The following is a 22224-nucleotide window of genomic DNA, read 5'->3' on the forward strand; positions in this document are numbered from 1 at the left end:
ATAGTCAATAGTCAATAGTCAATAGTCAATAGTCAGCACTCATTACTTAATGCGGAAGATAAACTAGACTAAGAAATATATTTCCTTTTGCCTGTTGCTTGACAATGACGCAAATATCCCAAAGTCTTGCGGTCAATATTCCAGAGACTCTAACTCTGATGGTTTCTCATGAGCAGTTTGTGCAGTTAGCGTTGGTTAACAGAGATTTACAATTGGAACGAACTGCGGAAGGGGAATTGATTGTTATGCCACCAACGGGGAGTGATACTGGTAAGAGAAACCTAGATATTGCTGGACAATTGTGGTTGTGGAATCGTCAAGCTAAATTAGGTGTAGTATTTGACTCTTCAACTGGGTTTCATCTTCCCGACGGTAGCGATCGCTCTCCTGATGCTGCATGGATACGTCAAGATAGATGGGATGCTCTTAGTATAGAACAGCAGGAAACCTTCGCCGCAATTTGCCCTGATTTCGTGTTAGAGCTACGTTCTAAAAATGACTCTATAGAAAAGCTACGCACCAAGATGAGGGAATACCTAAATAATGGTGCGCGTTTAGGTTGGTTAATTGACTGCAAACATCAAATAGTAGAAATTTATCGTCCAGGTCAAGCAGTTGAGACCTTAAATCATCCCGTCAGTTTATCAGGCGAAGATGTGTTACCAGGATTTGTATTAGATTTGGCCGAAGTCTGGAGATGAGTGGCGAGTGCTGAGTGATGTTAGCGGTAGCGCGGCGTTTAGCCGGTGCTGAGTGCTGAGAGGTGAGTGCTTAGTGCTGAGTTAGAAAATCAATTCTACCTTTTCCCCAGCCCCCAGTCCCCAATCCCCAGCGAAGCACTGAGCTTGTCGAAGTGTCCCCAATCCCCAATCCCCAGTCCCCAATCCCCAGTCCCCAGTCCCCAATCCCCAGTCCCCAATCCCCAGTCCCCAGTCCCCAACCCCCAGTCCCCCAAAATACGGTAAAATACAGCCCACTGCGCTTTTTGGGGTTTGGGTAATGACTTCTGTAATTAATGTGAATCTACCACAGCAGTCTTATGAGATTGCGATCGCATCTGGAAGTTTAGAACAGCTTGGTCAACGGATGGCTGATTTGAAGCTGGGTAAAAAAGTATTATTGGTGTCGAATCCCACTATATTTAAGCATTATGGCGAAAAAAGTATAAAGTCTCTGGAAAATGCTGGCTTTCAAGTTGCTAGCTATTGTCTGCCAGCCGGCGAACGCTACAAAACCCTCAATTCCATTCAAAAACTCTACGATATTGCCTTAGAAAATCGCCTAGAACGTTCCTCCACAATGGTGGCTTTGGGGGGAGGGGTCATTGGTGATATGACTGGCTTTGCGGCGGCTAGTTGGCTACGAGGAATTAATGTTGTACAAGTGCCTACTAGTCTCCTAGCAATGGTAGATTCAGCCATAGGCGGTAAAACGGGGGTAAATCATCCCCAAGGTAAAAACCTCATTGGTGCATTCCATCAACCACGTTTGGTATTAATTGACCCAGATGTGCTAAAAACCCTTCCCACAAGAGAATTTCGCGCCGGTATGGCAGAGGTAATTAAGTATGGTGTGATTTGGGATGCGGAATTATTCCAGCAAATGGAAGCTAGTAAACACCTGAATCAACTACGCTATATCAAGCCAGAATTGATTAGTTCTATCCTCACTCGTTCTTGCCAAGCTAAAGCTGATGTTGTCAGCAAAGATGAAAAGGAAGGTGGACTGCGGGCTATTCTCAACTATGGACACACCATTGGTCATGCTGTGGAAAGCTTGACTGGTTATCGGTTAGTTAATCATGGTGAAGCTGTCGCTATTGGGATGGTAGCAGCCGGACAAATTGCTGTGAAATTGGGAATGTGGCAAAAAGAAGACACAGAACGTCAAAACGCTTTGATTCAAAAAGCAGGTTTACCTACAAAGTTACCAGAGGGTTTAGATATTGACGGTATTATTGATGCACTGCAACTAGATAAGAAAGTCAAAAATGGCAAAGTGCGGTTTATTTTACCGACTCAAATTGGTGTGGTGACAATTACTGATGAAGTATCAGCAGATGTTATTAAGGAAGTTTTACAGGGAATGTAATTACAATTAAAATTAGCCATCTTCTGGTTTTTGCTATGCTTCTCCAAGCTAATAATCATCTCACCTTACAAGAGTTCTTAAGTCTACCCCCAGGCGGGGGAGATACAACTTATGAACTCATCGATGGTCAAGCTATTCCTAAAATGTCACCAAAATTTTTTCACGCCAAGCTGACTCATGTTCTTCTCTCTTTGATAGAAGGAAGATGTGAACATAGGGGAATTGTTTGTCCAGAATGGGCTGTTCTATTAAAAAAACAGGAAATAGATTGGATTCCAGTACCAGATATTGTCTATATTTCCTATGAACGTTTACCCACAGAATGGAATGAAGATGAAGCTTGTCCTGTACCGCCTGATTTAGTAATTGAAATTATTTCGCCAGGACAAACCTTTGGACAAATGGCAGCTAAAGCACAGGATTATTTAAATGCAAATGTGTTGCGAGTGTGGATTTTAGATAGCAAAGCTAGAAGCATTACTGTGTTTTATCCCGACGCTGCACCAAAAACCTATATGGGAGATGAACTAATTACAGATTCTTTATTTCCAGGATGGGAATTGACAGCCGAACAAGTCTTTCAAAAAGCGAAAATTCCATATGTATTGTATATTTCTCATGAGCGTTTGCCATCAGATTGGGAAGAAGAGGGAGTTTGTTCTGTACCGCCTGATTTAGTAATTGAAATTATTTCGCCAGGACAAACCTTTGGGCAAATGGCAGCTAAAGCACAAGATTATTTAACTGCAAATGTGTTGCGAGTGTGGATTTTAGATAGCAAAGCTAGAAGCATTACTGTGTTTTATCCTGACGCTGCACCAAAAACCTATATGGGAGATGAACTAATTACAGATTCTTTATTTCCAGGATGGGAATTGACAGCCGAACAGGTATTTCAAAAAGCAAAAATTCCATTAAATTAAGTATTTGCGACTATTGTGGCAGCAAAACAAAAATAAAGTAAATATAAAGGATTATTGGTTTCTAACGATTTTTCCCGATGCGGCAAAATCCATAGTGGATATATCAGTAAGTAGATGCACCTTAATAAAAGCAAGCCCCTCAGTCTGTGGCTGAGGGCTTTTTATTATCGCCACAGAGATGGTAGCCAACTGGGAGCTAACCACAAGGCATAACCAATAAATCCAAATAAGATAGTAATTAAAGTCGTGATGCCGTAACTCACGCAAATCAGTAAGCCATCAGATTCAATGGTGGCGACTGTCAAGAGTAAAATTCCGACAGTGGGAATGGGATTAGTAAACGGTACTGGTGACATGAGTAAAATTGTCAGCCAAGAAATACACAAGCCATTAATTCGCCAAGTGAGGGGATTTTCTGCGATTTTAGCCAAGCGGGGACGGGCGATTTTTTCAAAGATTTTGGTAATACGGCGCAGATTTTGTAAGATTAACTGGGCAAAAGGGCGAGGAAATTTATAACGGGCGATTCTTTTGGGTAGCCAAGGCGATCGCCTACCAAGTATCATCTGTACAGATAATAATAGACATCCCGCACCAAAAGGCCCCGTTAAACCTGGTGGCATAGGAAACAAAAACGGTAAGACTAACAAAGCAATAACTAAGCTAAAGCCCCGTTCGGAAGTTTCCGCTAAAATTTCACCGAGACTTAAATCATGTTCGGCTAACTTTTGTAGCAGTAGCTTAATCTCTTGAGAAAATCTCAAGTCCATCTGGCGTGAATTGATGTGAGTGGCCACAGTACCCGATTTCAGTTAACTACAAGAGAATTGAGTTTAAATACAAATAAATCTGTTTTGATTCCAGAGAAGATAGTCAATAGTCAATAGTCAATAGTCAATAGTCCTTAAATACTTCTTCTTCCTTGTCCCAATCCCCAGTCCCCAATCCCCAGTCCCCAATCCCCAATCCCCAATCCCCAATCCCCAGTCCCCAATCCCTAAACCGGCGGGACAAAAACAGCTACGGCTTGGGGAATAACTTGGAATTTAGCGGGGGTGTATGTTGTGATTTCGCCGTCGGTGTTAATTGGCCGGGGTCTGCGTGTATAAATTTCCATCTCTTGTCCATTTAAAGCACGGACATTTTGCCGATGAATATGTCTCCCGTTACGGATAGCTGGTAGTAATGGAATTATTTGCCACCAATGTTTAATTTCTAAACTGTAGAGGTCTAGTCTTTGGTCATCGATTTTGGCATCATGAACTATAGCCATACCACCACCATAGTAACGGCCATTACCAACGGCAATTTGTACTGTTTTTACCTGATAGCGTTGATCTTGGATACGAATTTCAGCACTAAAAGGTCGAGATTCCCAGATTACCTGTAATGCTGTCGCCGCGTAAGCTAGAATTCCCCAGCGTCGTTTAAATTCTTTCGTCAGTTTTTGGGTAATTTTGACACTCATCCCTAAACTAGCAACATTAAAAAAGTGTTTACCATTGACACACCCTAAATCAATACGCCGTAATTCCCCACTGGTTATTGTTTTACAAGCTTCTGGTATAGAATTAGAAATTCCTAGCGTTTTTGCTAAGTCATTAGCAGTTCCTAAAGGTAATATTCCTAAAGGTAATTGCGTTTCTACTAAAGCATCTACTACTGCATTTAGTGTCCCATCACCACCACCAACTATGACTAAATCTACATGATTTTTATATTTGTGTATAATATGAGCTAAATTTTTGGGATGTTCTGTAGATTCTTCAATTAATTCCAAGCCGGATTTTTGCAAGCAATTAATTACTTCCAAGAGACGCTTTTGTCCTTGGCGGGCATGACGATTGACTAATAGCAATGCACGGGAACTCATGATCAAATATGAATCCTATAGCTTAATCTAGCTTAACTCGATTATTTATCAATGAGTTCATGCTCAAGTAAGGAATCAGAAATATCACTACTGAGAAAATCTGAGTTGATAAATTTTATTATACCTTTAAATCAGAATAATAGAGTATATTAATTTACGATTAATACTAGATTAAATCTCAATTTAGACTATGAATTTGGCAATAATTAGTATAGAAAAAAGCCATCATTTATATAATATTCACTTGACAATTAAATATCAATTTAGTTAGGCATCATATATAAGACTCATATTTGATTTCTGCGAAGCTAGGTACACTTTTGTTCCTTCTAACCTGTTCCCCGTTCCCTGTTCCCTGTTCCCCTACTAACTACGCAAATGATTTCAGGAATCAAAGCGGATTCCTATAATCATAGGTAAGTTAATCCAGCTAGAAAATAACTGGAGACTAAAGAAATCTTCTAGCTGAGATTAAACAAAAGTTTACAAAAAGATATTTGTTGATGCTTATCTTTATTTTCCTATATCAAAATATTCAATGTTCTCAGATGGACAATCTTGAAAGAAATCTTAACGAGAGCTTGTGGATTGGAGACGGATACTAACTTTTAGCCAAATCGGCTAAATCTTCTCTAATATTTGTAACATTATTGCCACTGGAGATTCTAGCTACCAAAATAGTATGCAAAAAGGGCTAGTTGCAATCAGGGGCAATCTATGAATACAGTTAAGCACAACTCTCCGCGCCGTCGCCGTTCTTGGGCAGAACCATACAAAATTAAAGTAGTTGAACCATTGAAAATGACTTCCTCTGAGGAACGTGAGCAAGCGATCGCAGAAGCTGGTTACAATACTTTCTTATTACGTTCGGAAGACGTGTATATAGATTTACTCACTGATAGTGGTACTTCTGCGATGAGTGACTATCAGTGGGCGGGAATGATGATGGGAGATGAAGCCTACGCAGGGAGTAAAAACTTTTATCATCTAGAAGCCAATATCCAAAAGTATTACGGCTATCGTTATATTGTTCCCACTCATCAAGGACGGGGTGCGGAAAATATTCTCTCTCAAATTCTCATCAGACCTGGTGACTACGTACCAGGAAATATGTATTTCACTACAACTAGGCTACATCAAGAGTTAGCAGGTGGCACATTTATCGATGTGATTATTGATGAAGCCCATGATGCTAAGTCATTACACCCTTTCAAGGGCAATATTGACATCGAAAAACTCACTGATTTAATTCGCCAAGTTGGTGCGGGGCGTATTCCTTATATTAGTGTGGCGGCTACTGTGAATATGGCTGGCGGACAGCCAATTTCTATGGCGAATATGCGGGAAGTATTCCACGTTGCTCAAAGTTACGGGATTCGGATTATTTTAGATGCTACCAGAGCAGTGGAAAATGCCTATTTTATCCAGCAGCGAGAAGAGGGTTATCGTGATCAAGCGATCGCTACCATTTTAAGAGAATTCTGCTCTTACACGGATGGTTGCACAATGAGTGGTAAAAAAGATGCTCTTGTCAATATTGGTGGTTGGCTAGCACTTAATGATCCCGACACCTATGAAGAAGCCCGGAATCGAGTAGTCATCTACGAAGGCTTACATACATACGGCGGTATGGCTGGAAGAGATATGGAAGCTATGGCTAGAGGGATAGAAGAGTCAGTGCAAGATGATCATATCCGCGCCCGTGTTGGACAAGTAGAATATCTCGGTCAGAAGCTCATAGATTGGAATATCCCCATTGTGATGCCAATTGGTGGTCATGCCATTTATTTAGATGCCAAACGCTTTTTACCCCATGTCCCCCAAGACCAATTTCCCGCCCAAAGATTAGCGGCAGAACTATATGTAGAAGCCGGAATTCGGGCGATGGAAAGGGGTATTGTTTCCGCCGGACGGAATAAAGATACAGGCGACCATTACTATCCTGATTTAGAACTAGTGCGCCTGACAATTCCCCGCCGTGTTTACACCCAAGCCCATATGGATTTAACAGCCGAAGCCGTAGACGAAGTATATTACAATCGCGATCGCATCGGCGGAATGCGGATGGTTTACGAACCGAAATATCTCCGCTTCTTCCAAGCCCGGTTTGAACTCTTGTAAGCATTGAAGAGGGGCAAGTTTAAGGGAATTCCATGTAAAAAAATATCCAAACTGTAGGGTGCGTCAGTATGAATAATCTCTTTGTATAGTTAGGTTTTCTCGCACTGACGCACCCTACTAAGCTGTTTATTTGGGATAATTTATTTTTTGGTGTTCCCTAAGCAAAAAGTCCTAAATCATTCGTGAGTAACAAGATACCTGATTTCTTCGAGAAGTCGGGTATCTGGACATTGTGAATTTTCACAACTCTGATTAAGACTGCTATATCTCACATTACCGCCTCTACCGACTAATCAATAATATAAATCAGTTAATTGCTCAACATAAATACATCAAAAAACACATTCATCAAGATTACGAAGTTCTATACTAAACCCCTTGCTTTATGACTTTTAAATTGTGATGATTAAGTAAATCGTTAAAATTAATTAAAGTTTTTATACTTGAGTTAAATATCAGTCATCAGTGCATGATCAATAATTGATACTAATTGCTTGCCACTGTCGATTAACTACAGAGAATATCTAAATTTTAAAATTAATTATAGAGTTTATACAAACGCCATCTCAGTATTTTCTTCTCACAAATAATCCCAGCAAGTATGAATATAACCCCTTACTGACTGTATCAAACCCCCATTATTAGCAATAATCTCACCTCAAGTAGCTATAAGTATAAATACTCGATTAAGGAACTTTTCAATGAATTACCAGTCTTGCAAGTGTGGCAGAAATGTTTAAGTAAAAATCCGCAATTGCCACCAGGACATTTGAATGTATATCATGGCATCTTTAACAAGAAAATCAGTATCTAGATGGATTTTGCCTCATTACTAACTATTGCTTAACGTCTTTCATACTATTTTGTTCCTCACTATGGATGATAAACACAACAAGATTAGATTTCCTCTATGGTCTTATCTTAACCAACCATTATTTAGCCGTGATCAAAAATTAGAACTCAATCCCCGTCGTTTTGCCTATATCTGGCGCGTTGGACTTTTAGAAAGGTGCTGGCACAAAGAATGTGATGCCAAAGGCCCACAACAGCATTAACTACCAAAGATTGGCTACACTAACTACATAACCTGCAAACCAAGCCTCGTTTAACGTGGCTTTTTGCGTTTTGGGAGTCTAGGGGTAGTAGGGGTGTAAGGGTGTAGGGGGAGAATAACTTCATACTCAGCACTCATCACGGGCTAAACGCCCCGCTTCCGCTAACATCACTCAGCACTCAGAGAGGAAAACCAATCACTAACGACTATTGACTTTTGACCATTGACTAATAACTATTGACTAATGACTATTGACTACTAACTATGTCCTTCGTACCTTTACACATACACAGTGATTACAGTCTGCTCGATGGTGCAAGTCAGTTACCGGATTTAATTGATCGGGCGATCGCGTTGGGAATCAATGCGATCGCTGTCACTGATCATGGTGTCATGTATGGTGCAGTGGAATTACTGAAAATCTGCCGTAGTAAAAACGTCAAGCCGATTATTGGCAATGAGATGTACATTATTAACGGCGACATTGAAAAACAAGAACGTCGTCCGAAGTATCATCAAGTTGTTCTCGCGAAAAATACTAAAGGTTACAAACATTTAGTTAAATTAACTACAATTTCTCACCTCCAAGGTGTCCAAGGTAAAGGTATATTTTCTCGCCCTTGTATCAATAAAGAATTGTTACAAAAATATCGTGAGGGCTTGATAGTTACGAGTGCTTGTTTAGGTGGCGAAATTCCTCAAGCTATCCTTAGCGGTAGACCAGATGCAGCTAGGAAAGTCGCACAATGGTATAAAGATGTCTTTGGGGATGATTTTTATTTAGAAATTCAAGACCACGGCTCACAAGAAGACAGGATTGTCAACGTAGAAATTATTAAAATTGCTAAAGAACTAAATATTAAATTTGTTGCGACTAACGACTCACATTTCATTTCTTGTTTTGACGTAGAAGCCCACGACGCTTTGCTGTGTATTCAAACAGGTAAGCTGATTGTGGAAGAAAACCGGATGCGTTATAGCGGGACAGAATATCTCAAATCGGCTGAAGAGATGCACCAGCTATTTCGGGATCATTTACCAGAGGATATTATTGCAGAAGCGATCGCTACAACCCTAGAGGTAGCCGATAAAGTCGAGCCTTACCAGATTATGGGTGAACCTCGGATTCCTAATTATCCTATTCCTGCTGGTCATACTGCTGACACCTACGTTGAAGAAGTCGCTTGGCAAGGATTATTAGATAAATTAAATCGCAAATCTCGCAGTGAAGTTGATCCAGTCTATCGGGAAAGATTGGAATATGAACTCAAAATGCTGCAACAAATGGGCTTTTCCACCTACTTTCTAGTAGTTTGGGACTACATCAAATTTGCTAGAGATAATAATATTCCTGTGGGGCCAGGTAGAGGTTCGGCAGCTGGTTCATTAGTCGCCTACACAATGGGAATTACTAATATTGACCCCGTACATCACGGGTTATTATTTGAGCGATTCTTAAACCCAGAACGTAAATCAATGCCTGATATTGATACAGATTTTTGTATTGAACAACGAGATAAAGTCATTGATTATGTTACAGAAAAATACGGTAAAGAAAGAGTCGCCCAAATTATCACCTTTAACCGTCTGACTTCCAAAGCAGTATTAAAAGATGTCGCCAGAGTGTTAAATATTCCTTACGGTGAAGCCGACAAAATGGCGAAATTAATTCCGGTTGTGCGGGGGAAACCTACTAAACTCAAGGTGATGATTTCTGATGATACTCCCGAACCAGAGTTTAAAGCCAAATATGATAATGACCCTAATGTACGCCGTTGGCTTGATATGGCTATGCGTATTGAAGGTACTAACAAAACCTTCGGAGTTCACGCCGCCGGTGTCGTCATTTCCGCCGAACCATTAGATGAAATTGTTCCCCTACAACGCAATAATGACGGGTCAGTCATTACTCAATATTTCATGGAAGACTTAGAATCAATGGGTCTATTAAAAATGGACTTTTTGGGTTTGAAGAATTTAACCATGATTCAAAAAACCATTGATTTAATTGCTGAAAATCATGGGTTTAAAATTGACCCCTATGAAATTACTAATCAAGAACGCAAAGCACAAAAAATCTTAGCTAAAGGTGAGCATACAACCTTACCTAAAGATGTGCAGAAAACCTATGAACTTTTAGAATCAGGAGAATTAGAAGGGATATTTCAATTAGAATCTTCTGGGATGAAGCAGATAGTCAGAGATTTGAAACCCTCTAATATTGAAGATATATCTTCAATTTTGGCACTATATCGACCAGGCCCTTTAGATGCGGGATTGATTCCCAAATTTATTAACCGTAAACATGGTAGAGAAAGCATTCAATATGATAGCCAAATTTTAGAACCGATTTTAAATGAAACCTATGGCATCATGGTTTATCAAGAGCAAATCATGAAAATTGCTCAAGATATGGCTGGCTATTCCCTGGGACAAGCCGACTTATTACGTCGCGCTATGGGTAAAAAGAAAGTTTCCGAAATGCAAAAGCAGCAAGAAAAGTTTATCGACGGTTCTACTAAAAATGGTGTGAAAAAGCAAGTCGCGGAACAACTATTTGATGATATGTTGAAATTCGCTGAATATTGTTTGAGTTACGACACAGAAATTTTGACAATTGAATATGGTTTTTTACCCATTGGTAAGATTGTAGAACAACAAATTGAATGTACAGTATACACAATTGATAATCATGGTCTTGTCTACACTCAGCCGATTGCACAATGGCATAATCGCGGACAACAAGAAATTTTTGAATATTGTTTAGAAGATGGTTCAACTATTCGAGCCACAAAAGATCATAAATTTATGACAACCGATGGTCAGATGTTACCAATAGATGAAATCTTTACAAGAGAACTAGATTTATTACAAATCAACATTTAGAGGTTGCCAATTCACAAAATATCTACCTCTGTAATTAGATATTAGTAACTTAAAAAGTTCGTAGTAAGGACTTTAGTCCTCAGATAATACCAATTAAGGACTAAATTCTTCTCTACAAAAAATAAACAATTTATAACTTTCGCTAGAGGAATAACTAGCTTTTTATAGCTAATTTTAAATAGTGCCAACGATGACTAAAGCGATGAGATCAGAAATATCCCGTCGCTAAATTTTACTTGCGATCGCAGAAGTGTAGATATATCCGAAAATGGGGCTACAACCTTATTGTATAAAGCTTTGTGGCGCACTCGCGGATATGTTTACTGAAGTAATCAAGAAATCTCCGCCAAATTGAAGATTACCCACATTTAATCAAGGGAGTGTAATAATGGTTAGTTTATTTACTAAAGCAATCAATTCCATCAAATCTATATTTCGGGACTTGGAAATTAAGCGTTTTTTTGCTGTTGTCTTAGTTGGTTTTTTAGTTTTAACAACCGGCTTAAATTCTAGTATCGAATCTGGACGCAACGCTGATGCTGTTAGCAGAAGACTCGATAAAGTTGTGCATCAAGACGATGCTGATAGACCCAAAACTACAGGAGAATGGAATAGAGAAGCTCGCCAAACAGAAGACGCTCCCATTGAAAGAGCCAAAAGAATCGCTAAAGAATCTGGCGAGGCTATAAAACAATGGGGTTCTGTGTATCCAGATACAGCTAAAAGAAGTGCTGACGAGCTCCAAGATAATAATAGATAAGCTGTTCCACCTTTAACCTGCATATTAATATTGCAGGGGGAAAGGGATTAAGGGAGAGGGTTTATAGTTTTTATCGACAACTGCAATGACGCAACTTACTAGGTATCTCTGAGGACTGAATCTTCACTGAATACTGATTATTCAGTCCTACTAAGGGCCAGAAAACACAGCTTGTTCAATATCTTCCCGACTTAAGGAATACTTAAAAGCACGTTGGATATCTTGACCATTTTCCCCAGCTTGGATATATCGCACCACTATTTGCTCAATATCCAGCGACAACTCCGCCTGCCAACTAGGTTTTTGTATACGCCAGCAATGTAGTTGTGTTTCATCTTGTTGACAACCTTGCTCTTTTAACCACTGCTCAATTTGTGGCAGTGGATGACTGTATAAAGGTGTATCAGGAGGCAGTGTAGACATAAGAGTTCAAAATATTGATGAGTGGTCAATAGTCAATAGTCAATGGTCAATAGTCAATAGTCAATAGTCAACAGTCATTACTCATTACTCATTACTCATTACTCAAACAATCTTTCCTTCTCCCCAGTCCCCAGTCCCCACATAGGAAATTGGTGTAACTACTGGTGCGGGTGTCTGGGTTTGTAAAGCTTGATCACCACGAATTACGCCAATAGTTACTGCTAGTAGTAAACAGCCTACAAAAGTCATGGCTAAAATGAATAAAGCAAAAATTTCACCAGAGGAGAGGGGGCGATCGCTCGCATCCAAGTAAGCTGATTTTGAGTAATCGTAGCTATAAGCAGCAGGATGACGCAAATCTGGCGGTGCTTGAATCACTCCAAATCGAGAATAACCTATCTTGATGTCATAATTTAAACGCCTTTCAGGATTACTTAAAGTGGCGTAGGCTTCGTTAATTTGCTGAAATTTTGGAGTGGCAACAGCAGCAGCTAGTTCTGTGGTATCAGGATGATAGCGTTTACTCAACTCCCGATAGGCACGACGAATATCAATTACCGATGCTGAAGGATGTAGTCCTAGCAATGAGTAATAATTGGGTTCACTGCTTTGCGGCATTGTCCCGTGTTGATTCACAGACCTTTGATTCACCTTGCTATCAAGTTTTTTTTAATATTGTAAACCTCTTACCCCTACTAGGTTACGATTAGTTTCATAGAATTTAGGCATAGGAAAGTATGGGGATTTAGGGGAAAAATCGAGTCAAAAGTTAAAGTCAACATCCTCTTACTGTTAGGGTATTTTGAATTCGGAGTGCAGCAAGGTGACTAAAGCCGCAGATGTCAGTACCAAAAAATTAATCAGCCTAGCACCGGACAACTGGGTAAGATGGGTCACTCAGATGCCTGATATTCTCGCTGGAGAAATTCTCAATTCGGAATTTCAATGGATTAGCCGAGAAAGTGATGTTTTAATCCGTGCTACTAGTCCTCAATACGGTGAATTTCTGGTTCTCAACGAATTGCAATTACGCTATAAACAACAAATGCCACGCCGAATGCGTGCCTATGCAGGACTAGCAGAAGAAAAATATAATTTACCTATCTATCCTGTCTTAATCAATATTCTCAAAACAACTAACGAAGAAATCCCTACCAGTTTTACGTCCAATTTCGCCGGACTCAGAGTTATCCAAGATTATCGAGTGATTAACCTTTGGGAAGTAGATGTCAACATTGCTTTGCAACAACCTCTACCCTCATTACTGCCATTTGTGCCGATTCTCAAAGGTGGTGAAGATGAGTTAGTCATTCGAGAAGCGTTGCAAATTCTGCGTGCAGACGAACAGTTAAACCAGTTAGAAACTGTCTTAGCTTTTTTTGCTACGTTTGTGTTAGAGAGTTCCTTAGTTCAAGAAATTATGAGGTGGGATATGACTGTGCTACGTGAATCACCTTGGTATCAAGAGATTTTGCGTGAGGGTGAAGCACGCGGTGAAGCACGCGGTGAGGCACGCGGTGAAGCACGCGGCCAGGCGCGCGGTGAAAGACAAGGACTAATTTCGAGTATCGAAATTAATTTAGAGATGAAATTTGGTAATGATGGTTTGCAGTTACTGTCACAAATTAATCAAATTAGTGACACAGCACAATTGAAGGAGATGTTACGCCAGATCATTACAGCTAACTCAGTTGCAGAATTGCGTCAACTGCTTTAGTTTAATTCTACGGGTAAGAATGTATCGACGAACTTTAACCCAATAAATCAGCGCGGGGTTTAAAGGTTTCAATTTGCCGCAATTTTTCGTAGAGTTCTCTTTCTTCTTGGCTAATGTTTTTCGGGGCAATTATTTGGATTTCCACTAATTGATCTCCTCGTTTCCCACCTTCGGTGGGATAACCTTTATTTGCCAAGCGAAATCTTTGACCAGACCTGACTCCAGGGGGAATGGTCATTTTCACAGGGCCATCTAGGGTGGGTGCTTCTACTTGTCCACCTAAAACAGCTTCTGTAGGTGTGACTGGTACTTGGCAGGAGATATTAGCACCTTCGAGTTTAAATAATGGATGTAGTTCGACTGTTATTTTTAAATAAAGGTCGCCGCCACCAATACCTTGATCTCGCAATCGGACACTTTGCCCTGTAACCATCCCAGGGGGCATATCGACTTCTAGCGATCGCCCATCTTCTAATCTAATTCTTTCTTTGCCACCTTGATAAGCTTTCTCTAGTGGTAGGGTTAATCTCGCTTCAATATCCCGCCGTGTGGGGCGTGGTGGATTTTTGGGAACTGTATATTGAACTTTACTTTTAGGGGTACGAAATGGGTCAGTTGTAGTGCTGCTACTTGCCCCATTTCTGGTGTCTTTGCGACCACCTACACCCACAACTTGATTAATAAAATCCTCAAAATTGGCAAACTGACTCGGATCTACATTTTGATTGCCATTCCGTTCTCCTTTCTGTTCCCAAGTTTTAGGTTTTGGTGCTTGTTTACTAAAGCCTTTTTGTTTCCAGTAGCGGCTAAATTGGTCATATTGGGCGCGTTTAGCTGTATCAGAAAGGACTTCGTAAGCTTCGCCAATATCTTTAAACTTTTCTTCTGCTGCTTTATTACCTGGGTTGAGGTCTGGGTGATATTGTCTAGCTAATCGCCGATAATTCTTTTTAATTTCCTCGTTTGTAGCGTCTTTAGCTACTCCTAAAATTTCGTAATAATCTCGAAAATTCTGCAAATTTTGCATATTCATTTATTTAACTTTTAAAGTTGAGATTTTAGTAATCTTTAATTTAGTAATGGATTAATATTCATACTCAATTACTAAATACTAATTACCAATTACTAAATCCAAATTCAGGAAACAGAAGTGTAGGGGTGTAGGGGTATAGGGGTGTAAGGGTTTAGAAAGGTAGATTATATTCCCAATGCCCCATGCCCCATGCCCCATGCCCTATGTAGTTACAACCAATCATCGTCATCATCCCAATTATCTTGATAGCTGGGACGGGGTTGGCGGCGGGGGGGAGGATTATCGTAGGAGGAACGACGATCGCGATCACGTCCATTATCTCTATTGTTGTAGTCTCGATTATAAGAATCCCGTTCTCGATAGTTGTCGCGGTAATTATCTCGGTAAAAGTCGCGATCGCGGTCTTTATCTTTATCGCCTACAAAGATATCGCGGATGGTGCCAAATAAATCGTCGTCTTCGTCTTCCGCATAATACTCGCGAACTTCGCGATTTAATTCGTACAAAGCATCCTGTAAATCTACGTAGGCTTGATCGATGCCGCGATCGTCGTCTTCTTTGAGACTTTCTTTCAATTCTCGGCAAATGTTATCGATGCGTTGGCGGCGGTTGCGGGCAAACTGCATGCCAAATTCTAAGGCGACTTCTCTAAGTTGTCTTTCTGCTTGCAGAATCAAAGCCTCGGAACGGGTGCGTTTTTCGACTCTTTCTTTACGTTCCCTGTCAATATCAGCGTATTTCTTCGCATCCTGAATCATGCGGTTTACTTCTGATTCACTCAAGGTAGAAGCCCCTTGAATGGTGATGCTTTGTTCTCTGCCAGTGGTTCTATCTAAGGCTGTCACCTGCAAAATTCCATTAGCATCTATATCTAATGATACCTGAATTTGCGGTATACCCCTGGGTGCGGGTGGGATGCCATAGAGTTTGAACCTACCCAAAGATTTATTATCCGATGCCATTTCCCTCTCACCTTGGACAACGTGGATTTCCACGCTGTTTTGGTTATTTTCAGAGGTGGAGAAAATATCAGAACGGCGAACGGGGATTGTAGTATTGCGGGGGATTAATTTCTTCATCACGCCGCCAATGGTTTCCAAGCCTAAAGATAAAGGCGTAACATCCAACAGCAGCACATCTTTAAATTCCCCAGCCAGGATACCTGCTTGAATGGCTGCACCCATCGCCACCACTTCATCAGGGTTGACATTTTCGCTGGGTTCAATGCCAATCATATTCCGCACGAGTTGTTTTACCATTGGCATTCGGGTAGAACCGCCGACTAGTACGACTTCTTCAATGTCATCTGGGCGCAAACCTGCATCTTTTAAAGCCCGTTTCACTGGGTTGCGGATACGTCCGAGTAAGTCATCGCATAAACCTTCAAACTGGGCGCGTGTCATGCGAGTTTCTAGATGTTTCGGCCCATCTTCCGTGGCAGTGATGAAAGGTAAGTTAATTTCGGTGATACTGACAGCAGAAAGTTCGATTTTGGCCTTTTCTGCGGCTTCCATTAAACGTTGCAAAGCTTGGCGATCGCGTCTTAAGTCTACACCTTCTGCTTCTAAAAATTGCTCTGCTAACCAATCAACTATTTTTCGATCAAAATCATTCCCACCTAGTTGGGTATCACCGCTAGTAGATTTAACCTCAAATACCCCGTCGCCTACTTCCAGAATTGATACGTCAAAAGTTCCCCCGCCCAAGTCAAATACTAAGATGGTTTCTGTATCACCTCTATCTAACCCATAAGCCAAAGATGCCGCCGTCGGTTCATTGAGAATCCGCAACACTTCCAAGCCGGCAATTCTGCCTGCGTCACGGGTTGCTTGTCGTTGGGAGTCATTAAAATAAGCGGGAACTGTAATTACTGCCCCTGTCACTGGTGCACCTAAATATGCACTAGCATCATCTGCCAATTTTTTCAGCACCATTGCCGAAACTTCTTCTGGGGCAAAGTCCTTACTTAAGCGGGGACAGGCAATTTTGATATTACCTACATCGTCTTTACGAATAGTGTAAGGAACACGCTTTGATTCCGGGTTCAGTTCGCCGTACTTGCGCCCAATAAAGCGTTTCACAGCAAAATAAGTGTTTTGTGGGTTGAGGACTGTTTGCCGTCTTGCCATTTGCCCAACCACCCGTTCGCCTTCTTTGCTGAAGCCTACCACGGAGGGGGTTGTTCGCATTCCTTCTGCATTGGCAATCACCACCGGCTTGCCACCCTCCATTACGGCGACTACTGAGTTGGTTGTACCCAAGTCGATGCCGACTACCTTGCCCATGCGTTACTCTTCTCCTAGTGCGTCTTATACATATATTATGATTGGGCGGGATGACCTCTTGCTTAATGCTACAAGGTAAGATTACCCCAATAGTATAATAGGGGTGATTGCAGCCAAAGTTGGAGGCGTAAAAGCTTGAGGAGTTAGTTGCAACACTAGAATAACATTCACATGATAGTCACTAGTCAACAGTCAACAGTCCAAGATATATAAACTTTATACGTGCAACAACTTCTTTGGGTTTTGCTTGCTCCCTGCATCATAAATTTGAGATTAAAACTGTTAAAAACACTTGAATTTACAAGCAAGATTACATAATTACCTCCAACAGATAGCGCGAGAACGCGATCCTTATCTAGCTACTGCGGGACATTTCTTTGTTCAAGAATACATCCGCCAAGAATTTTCTTGTTGGGGAAGTGTGGAAATCCACACCTTTACTGTGAACGAGAGAGATTTTCACAATCTCATCCTCAATTTACCTGCCCAATCCACACCCAAACGTCAGGATTTACCTCCTATTTTAATTGGGGCGCACTATGATGCTGTGCCGGGAACGTCAGGGGCTGATGATAATGCCACTGGTGTGGCTGTATTACTAGAATTAGCCAGAAAGTTTGCTGCCCAACCAGTTAAATACCCTTTGCGGCTGGTGGCTTTTGATATGGAAGAATATGGTTTGTTGGGTAGTGCCGACTATGCCAATCTCCTGCGACAACAACAGCAACCCCTGCGCTTGATGATATCTCTAGAAATGTTAGGTTATCGCGACTCTACGCCTGGGTGTCAAAATTATCCGCCGCCACTGGAAAAATTTTACCCTAATACTGGCGATTTTATCGCTTTAATAGGCAATTTACGAACAATCCCTGATTTAATCGCCATGAGTCGCAGTATCCGCAAAGTGGGAATCTCCAGTCAATGGCTACCAGTTCCCAAGAGAGGCTTGATAGTACCTCAAACCAGACTGAGTGATCATGCACCATTTTGGGATGCAGGTTATCCAGCAATGATGGTGACAGATACAGCCTTTTTGCGAAACCCTCATTATCATCAACCCAGCGATACAATTGCCACTTTAGATTTAGACTTTCTCGCAAATGTGTGCGAAGGGTTGGAACTGGCTATTAGGGGATTGTAGGGGTATGGGGGTGTGGTATATTTTTTAAGTTTGAAGTCCTTTGAGCTACGCAGAGTGTTAACCATTAACCTGTGATCCCTGTCTTCATCTTTACCAGATGAAAAAAAGGCAGAGATTCTCCATACTGAAGATTCAAGAGTGCTGAACGTAAACAGTATTGCGATGCTCAAGGTTAATTAATTTAGGTAAAAACTCCAAAAATTTCATTTGTAGTGTAAAATTACATGTGGCGTAGAATTTTTTATTAAAAATTCATAACTTGAACATAACTTTAGATAGAAATAAGGCAGAAAATTTCAGTTGGTAGTCGGAGTTACAGCATATAGGGATCAGCAAGTGTTAACTTTGCTGGTGTAATGTAAAATTGTGGCGTAAAGCTCCTCGGCAGTTATGGCTCAAATATTAGATCCTCTACCACCTGAGCAATTGGGGAAAGTTCTCTGCTGTTACATCAATGCCACGAGCAAAATTCAGGTAGCCCGCATCACCAACATTCCCAATTGGTATTTTGAAAGGGTGGTTTTTCCTGGACAACGCCTCGTGTTTGAAGCTCCTTTAGATGCTCACATGGAGATTCACACAGGTATGATGGCGAGTGCGATTTTATCGGATACAATACCGTGCGATCGCTTGGCCGTGATCGAACATAGCAACAGTGAATTAGATACAAACTCAATCGGTGCAGACCCTATTAGTACAAAGGCAATTGTGCAATCAAATAATACAAAATCTAGTGATACAACAAAACCTTTAACAGTTTCTGGTTAAGCATCAATTGATAAAAAAACAAATTTAAAACTTCAAAGGTTGCTGATTGCAGCAGCCTTTTTATTTTTAGTCAATAGTCAATAGTCATTAGTCATTAGTCATTAGTTATTGGGCATTGGGCATTGGGCATTGGGCATTGGGGTAAAATCTACCTTGTCTCCCTTGTCTACCCTGTCTCCCAGTCCCCAGTACCCAGTACCCATTCCCCTTTATGCACCTACCTTCTTTTCTCTGGTTGTGGAAAATAGCTGCTTGGTCGATGGGATTATCGATAGTGGCTTATCTATTTTTGGCTGTTACAGGTTTTTGGATGTGGCGGGTGCGAAATGGTGAGGATGTTCGGGATTTTTGGTTAGGTCATTGGGATAGATTGGGGATGTGGCGATCGCTCCACTATACAATAGGTATCAGCATGGTTAGTTTAGTGCTGTTACTGCTGGCTATTGGTATAGTCGGCACTTTAGGTCACTTCGGTTCACTAGGACACTCTTCCCACCTATGGGCAGGATTAGCAGTAGTGGGATTAGTGTTAATCTCAGCTTTGAGTGCCACACAAATTAATAGCCAAAGACCTTGGGCTAGAACTTTACATATTACTGTGAATATTATTTTATTTTTCGGTTTCAGCTGGGTATCACTTACAGGTTGGAGTGTAGTGCAGAAATATTTACCATAATCTTAATATTTCAAAGATTCTGGGGAGCGATCGCAGTAATTTCAGTGAATCGTTTGAAATCATCTGTATTGAAGGTAAGCAAATGACTGATTTGATGAACAATCATCGCAGCTACCAGTCGTGTATCGTGAACTTGCTTTCCTCTAACTTGGTACTTAATTACCAACTGCTCCCAAGTTGTATAGATTTCAGGAGTATCGGATTTTAAGATAAAAATACTCTTCAAAAGCGAACTTTCATGAGCTACTTCTTCTATTGTTAACCCTAATCCATTTGCACTTGTAGGTCTTGTTGCTACTGCCCAAAACTCAATCAAATTCTGTGACACAACATAAAGTGATTCATTTTTCCGCCGCAGCAATACGTAGGCCTTCTCAGCATCTTTGTGCATAGGATCAAATCGATGTACCAAACGCAGCAGAACATTTGAATCTACCAAATAACTCATAACTGCTGCTCTTCTCGTTCTTGGTAGATGCTTTCACGGCTGATGGCTTCATCTGATAGTGGCAGTGCTTTCGCTAGAGAAGGACTTCTGCCCAATTGATCAAGGATTAATTTCCATTCAGATTCTGCCGATGTTGCTAAATGGCGTTCAATCAGCAATTCGAGATAACGATCTACGGATATTCCCTGCATAGTAGCTTGGGCAATCAAATGTGCTTCTGTTTCTGGCTTCAAATTAACCTGAATGGTCATTCCTGCTACCTTTTAACTATCCAGCTAAATTATAAATCAACCCTGGGGGCGGACTCAAATCTAAGGGAAGGTAAAAAGTAAAAGCTAATACCAATTCTGTATGAAGATGTAGAGTTGTTCGCTGTTGGAATTGTGCCTTTTACCTTTCGCCACCATATTTGCCAATCTCCAGTTCAGTTAGACTAAAATCAACAGCCCATAATTGATGATTGATAGAACTGTGACAGCACATTCAGCTAATACTTCAGCGTCTATTTTCCGTTTATCTCCCTTAATTCGGATCACGCTGTTGAGTCTTTATCTTGCACTCACTTTACCTTTACCGTTTTTAGCCAAAGCTACCGCCGCGCCTACTCCCCCCGCTTTGTTGTGGGTGGGAATTTGTCTTGGCTTCGTTGGTTTATATGCGGTATTAACTGAAAGAGTTATTGTAGACGACCAAACCATACAAGTCACTTACCCCGCTTGGGTATCTCGCTTCTGGCGTAAAGGTTGGTCTTTAGCTTGGACAGATATTAAACAGCTTAAACCCCGTACTACAGGTCAAGGCGGGTTAGTTTATTATTTTCTTAGTCAAGATGGCAAAGCCTATCTACTCCCAATGCGCGTAGTCGGATTTGCCCGTTTAGTGAATATAGTCCAAGCTAAAACGGGGATAGACACCACAGATGTACGTCCTTTAGCACAACCTTGGATGTATATGATTTTATTCGCTTGTACAGTCCTGTTATTGTTAATTGATGGCTGGACTATTATCACAGCCTTAGCTATTTAGATAGGGATTGGGGATTGGGGACTGGGAAAAAGGGCGTTGCATAAATGCGGGATTAATTAAGCTTTTCTATCCAAGTAAACTACGGATTTTTTGCGGCTTTGCGCCTTTGCGCGAAACATAAATCATCCCATTAATCAGCAACGCTGGAAAAAGCTCTATCCTATCCCTCATACCCTTACACCCCTACACCCCTACACCCCTACACCCCCAATGCACCAACTCCGGCTAGAACAAGTTAATCTGTTTGCCAAGCTGAAAACGCAGCTTCAGGGATACCCCATTTTGCGGGATATTTCTTTTACTGTGTCCCCTGGAGAACGTTTAGCTATTATTGGTGCTTCTGGTGCTGGGAAAACTTCACTATTACGCTTAATTAACCGCTTGAGTGAACCTGCTAGCGGCAAAATTTATCTAGATAATCAAGATTATCGTCAAATTCCGATTATCAAACTGCGCCAGATGCTCACACTGGTATTACAAGAGCCGAGGCTTTTGGGGATGACAGTCCATCAAGCCTTGGCTTATCCTTTAGTTTTAAGAAAATTACCTAAACAAATAATTCAGGAGAGAGTGAATCATTGGGTAGAAGAACTACAAATTCCCAATGATTGGTTAGGACGCACTGAATTACAGCTTTCAGTTGGACAAAGACAGTTAGTAGCAGTTGCGCGTGCTTTAATCATTCAACCGCCAATTTTGCTGTTAGATGAGCCAACTTCAAGTCTAGATAGTGGCAAAGCTACCCATTTAATGGAAGTTTTAATTAAACTCAATCAAACTCATCAAACTACAATTTTGATGGTCAATAATCAATTAGATTTAACCCAGATATTTTGCACCCGGTTGTTAAATCTCCAGCAAGGAAGTTTGTTATCTGACCAAACAGCCTCTCATATCGACTGGGTTAATATACGAGAAAGGTTACTGCACACTGAAGCTCAAATCAGTGAAGAATGGAGCTAAATACCATTAGGTGAAACTCTGCAACCAACAGGTTTA

Annotated in this window: 21 protein-coding genes and 2 pseudogenes; 15 read left to right on the plus strand and 8 right to left on the minus strand. The window is 40.9% G+C overall.

What is annotated here, in order from left to right:
• Positions 1-104: 104 nt before the first annotated feature.
• The 5 genes and pseudogenes from ACQFX9_RS05550 to ACQFX9_RS05570 all read left to right on the plus strand — a co-directional run.
• Positions 105-701 (plus strand): Uma2 family endonuclease, encoded by a 597-nt coding sequence (locus tag ACQFX9_RS05550; protein WP_427161073.1) that lies wholly within the window; start codon positions 105-107, stop codon positions 699-701.
• A gap of 66 nt (positions 702-767) precedes the next feature.
• Positions 768-965, plus strand: a complete 198-nt coding sequence (locus ACQFX9_RS05555; RefSeq protein ID WP_427161074.1) for a hypothetical protein — start codon at positions 768-770, stop codon at positions 963-965.
• 34 nt (positions 966-999) lie between these two features.
• Complete coding sequence (gene aroB, locus ACQFX9_RS05560; protein ID WP_427161075.1) at positions 1000-2091, plus strand: 3-dehydroquinate synthase; 1092 nt, start codon at positions 1000-1002, stop codon at positions 2089-2091.
• A 35-nt stretch (positions 2092-2126) separates the two neighbouring features.
• Positions 2127-2690 (plus strand): annotated as a pseudogene (locus ACQFX9_RS05565) (Uma2 family endonuclease); the annotation flags it as partial.
• Positions 2691-2747: 57 nt separating this feature from the next.
• Positions 2748-3014: pseudogene (locus ACQFX9_RS05570) on the plus strand (Uma2 family endonuclease); the annotation flags it as partial.
• 164 nt (positions 3015-3178) lie between these two features.
• Here ACQFX9_RS05570 and ACQFX9_RS05575 read toward each other — a convergent pair.
• Together ACQFX9_RS05575 and ACQFX9_RS05580 are read right to left on the minus strand one after the other, a co-directional pair.
• Positions 3179-3811 carry an exopolysaccharide biosynthesis protein gene (locus ACQFX9_RS05575; RefSeq protein ID WP_427161076.1) on the minus strand — a complete coding sequence of 211 codons (633 nt, stop codon included), beginning with the start codon at positions 3809-3811 and terminating at the stop codon, positions 3179-3181.
• 200 nt (positions 3812-4011) lie between these two features.
• Positions 4012-4887 (minus strand): lipid kinase, encoded by an 876-nt coding sequence (locus ACQFX9_RS05580; protein ID WP_427161077.1) that lies wholly within the window; start codon positions 4885-4887, stop codon positions 4012-4014.
• Positions 4888-5604: 717 nt separating this feature from the next.
• Between ACQFX9_RS05580 and ACQFX9_RS05585 the strand changes: the two genes are divergently transcribed.
• From ACQFX9_RS05585 to ACQFX9_RS05600, 4 genes are all read left to right on the plus strand, one after another.
• A complete protein-coding gene (locus ACQFX9_RS05585) occupies positions 5605-7008 on the plus strand; it encodes a tyrosine phenol-lyase (RefSeq protein ID WP_427161078.1) in 1404 nt (467 codons plus the stop codon).
• An 875-nt stretch (positions 7009-7883) separates the two neighbouring features.
• Positions 7884-8063: a hypothetical protein gene (locus ACQFX9_RS05590; RefSeq protein WP_427161079.1), complete on the plus strand. Its 180-nt coding sequence runs from the start codon at positions 7884-7886 to the stop codon at positions 8061-8063.
• 263 nt (positions 8064-8326) lie between these two features.
• Positions 8327-10948 (plus strand): DNA polymerase III subunit alpha, encoded by a 2622-nt coding sequence (locus ACQFX9_RS05595; protein ID WP_427161080.1) that lies wholly within the window; start codon positions 8327-8329, stop codon positions 10946-10948.
• Positions 10949-11336: 388 nt separating this feature from the next.
• Positions 11337-11708 (plus strand): hypothetical protein, encoded by a 372-nt coding sequence (locus ACQFX9_RS05600; protein ID WP_427161081.1) that lies wholly within the window; start codon positions 11337-11339, stop codon positions 11706-11708.
• A 150-nt stretch (positions 11709-11858) separates the two neighbouring features.
• Here ACQFX9_RS05600 and ACQFX9_RS05605 read toward each other — a convergent pair whose 3' ends face one another.
• Positions 11859-12131, minus strand: a complete 273-nt coding sequence (locus tag ACQFX9_RS05605; RefSeq protein WP_427161082.1) for a DUF3143 domain-containing protein — start codon at positions 12129-12131, stop codon at positions 11859-11861.
• Between the two features lie 102 nt (positions 12132-12233).
• Positions 12234-12749 (minus strand): J domain-containing protein, encoded by a 516-nt coding sequence (locus ACQFX9_RS05610; protein WP_427162801.1) that lies wholly within the window; start codon positions 12747-12749, stop codon positions 12234-12236.
• 205 nt (positions 12750-12954) lie between these two features.
• Here ACQFX9_RS05610 and ACQFX9_RS05615 point away from each other — a divergent pair, with 205 nt between their 5' ends.
• Complete coding sequence (locus ACQFX9_RS05615; RefSeq protein WP_427161083.1) at positions 12955-13848, plus strand: Rpn family recombination-promoting nuclease/putative transposase; 894 nt, start codon at positions 12955-12957, stop codon at positions 13846-13848.
• Between the two features lie 34 nt (positions 13849-13882).
• Here the strand turns inward: ACQFX9_RS05615 and ACQFX9_RS05620 are convergent, their stop codons facing one another.
• Positions 13883-14875, minus strand: coding sequence for a DnaJ C-terminal domain-containing protein (locus tag ACQFX9_RS05620; protein ID WP_427162802.1), 993 nt, complete (start codon positions 14873-14875; stop codon positions 13883-13885).
• A gap of 215 nt (positions 14876-15090) precedes the next feature.
• Positions 15091-17166 (minus strand): molecular chaperone DnaK, encoded by a 2076-nt coding sequence (dnaK, locus tag ACQFX9_RS05625; protein ID WP_427161084.1) that lies wholly within the window; start codon positions 17164-17166, stop codon positions 15091-15093.
• A gap of 292 nt (positions 17167-17458) precedes the next feature.
• On the opposite strand from dnaK, the gene ACQFX9_RS05630 reads away from it, so the two are divergent.
• The 3 genes from ACQFX9_RS05630 (at position 17459) to ACQFX9_RS05640 (ending at position 19751) form a co-directional block, all read left to right on the plus strand.
• On the plus strand, positions 17459-18307 hold the full coding sequence (locus tag ACQFX9_RS05630) for a M28 family peptidase (RefSeq protein WP_427161085.1): 849 nt from the start codon (positions 17459-17461) through the stop codon (positions 18305-18307).
• A gap of 390 nt (positions 18308-18697) precedes the next feature.
• A complete protein-coding gene (locus ACQFX9_RS05635) occupies positions 18698-19075 on the plus strand; it encodes a DUF1830 domain-containing protein (RefSeq protein WP_427161086.1) in 378 nt (125 codons plus the stop codon).
• 211 nt (positions 19076-19286) lie between these two features.
• Positions 19287-19751, plus strand: coding sequence for a DUF4079 domain-containing protein (locus tag ACQFX9_RS05640; protein WP_427161087.1), 465 nt, complete (start codon positions 19287-19289; stop codon positions 19749-19751).
• Positions 19752-19761: 10 nt separating this feature from the next.
• On the opposite strand, the gene ACQFX9_RS05645 is transcribed toward ACQFX9_RS05640, so the two are convergent.
• Together ACQFX9_RS05645 and ACQFX9_RS05650 are read right to left on the minus strand one after the other, a co-directional pair.
• Entirely contained in the window at positions 19762-20199 is a 438-nt protein-coding gene (locus ACQFX9_RS05645; RefSeq protein ID WP_427161088.1) for a type II toxin-antitoxin system VapC family toxin, read from the minus strand.
• Entirely contained in the window at positions 20196-20450 is a 255-nt protein-coding gene (locus ACQFX9_RS05650) for a hypothetical protein (RefSeq protein WP_427161089.1), read from the minus strand. The genes ACQFX9_RS05645 and ACQFX9_RS05650 overlap by 4 nt, the downstream gene beginning before the upstream one ends.
• 205 nt (positions 20451-20655) lie before the next feature.
• Between ACQFX9_RS05650 and ACQFX9_RS05655 the strand changes: the two genes are divergently transcribed.
• The gene (locus ACQFX9_RS05655) at positions 20656-21225 is read left to right on the plus strand and encodes a hypothetical protein (protein WP_427161090.1); all 570 of its coding nucleotides are present in this window, start codon (positions 20656-20658) and stop codon (positions 21223-21225) included.
• Positions 21226-21435: 210 nt separating this feature from the next.
• Positions 21436-22188 carry an ABC transporter ATP-binding protein gene (locus tag ACQFX9_RS05660; RefSeq protein WP_427162803.1) on the plus strand — a complete coding sequence of 251 codons (753 nt, stop codon included), beginning with the start codon at positions 21436-21438 and terminating at the stop codon, positions 22186-22188.
• Positions 22189-22224: the final 36 nt, after the last annotated feature.

The sequence above is a fragment of the Aliinostoc sp. HNIBRCY26 genome (assembly GCF_050235535.1).
GTDB lineage: Bacteria > Cyanobacteriota > Cyanobacteriia > Cyanobacteriales > Nostocaceae > Trichormus.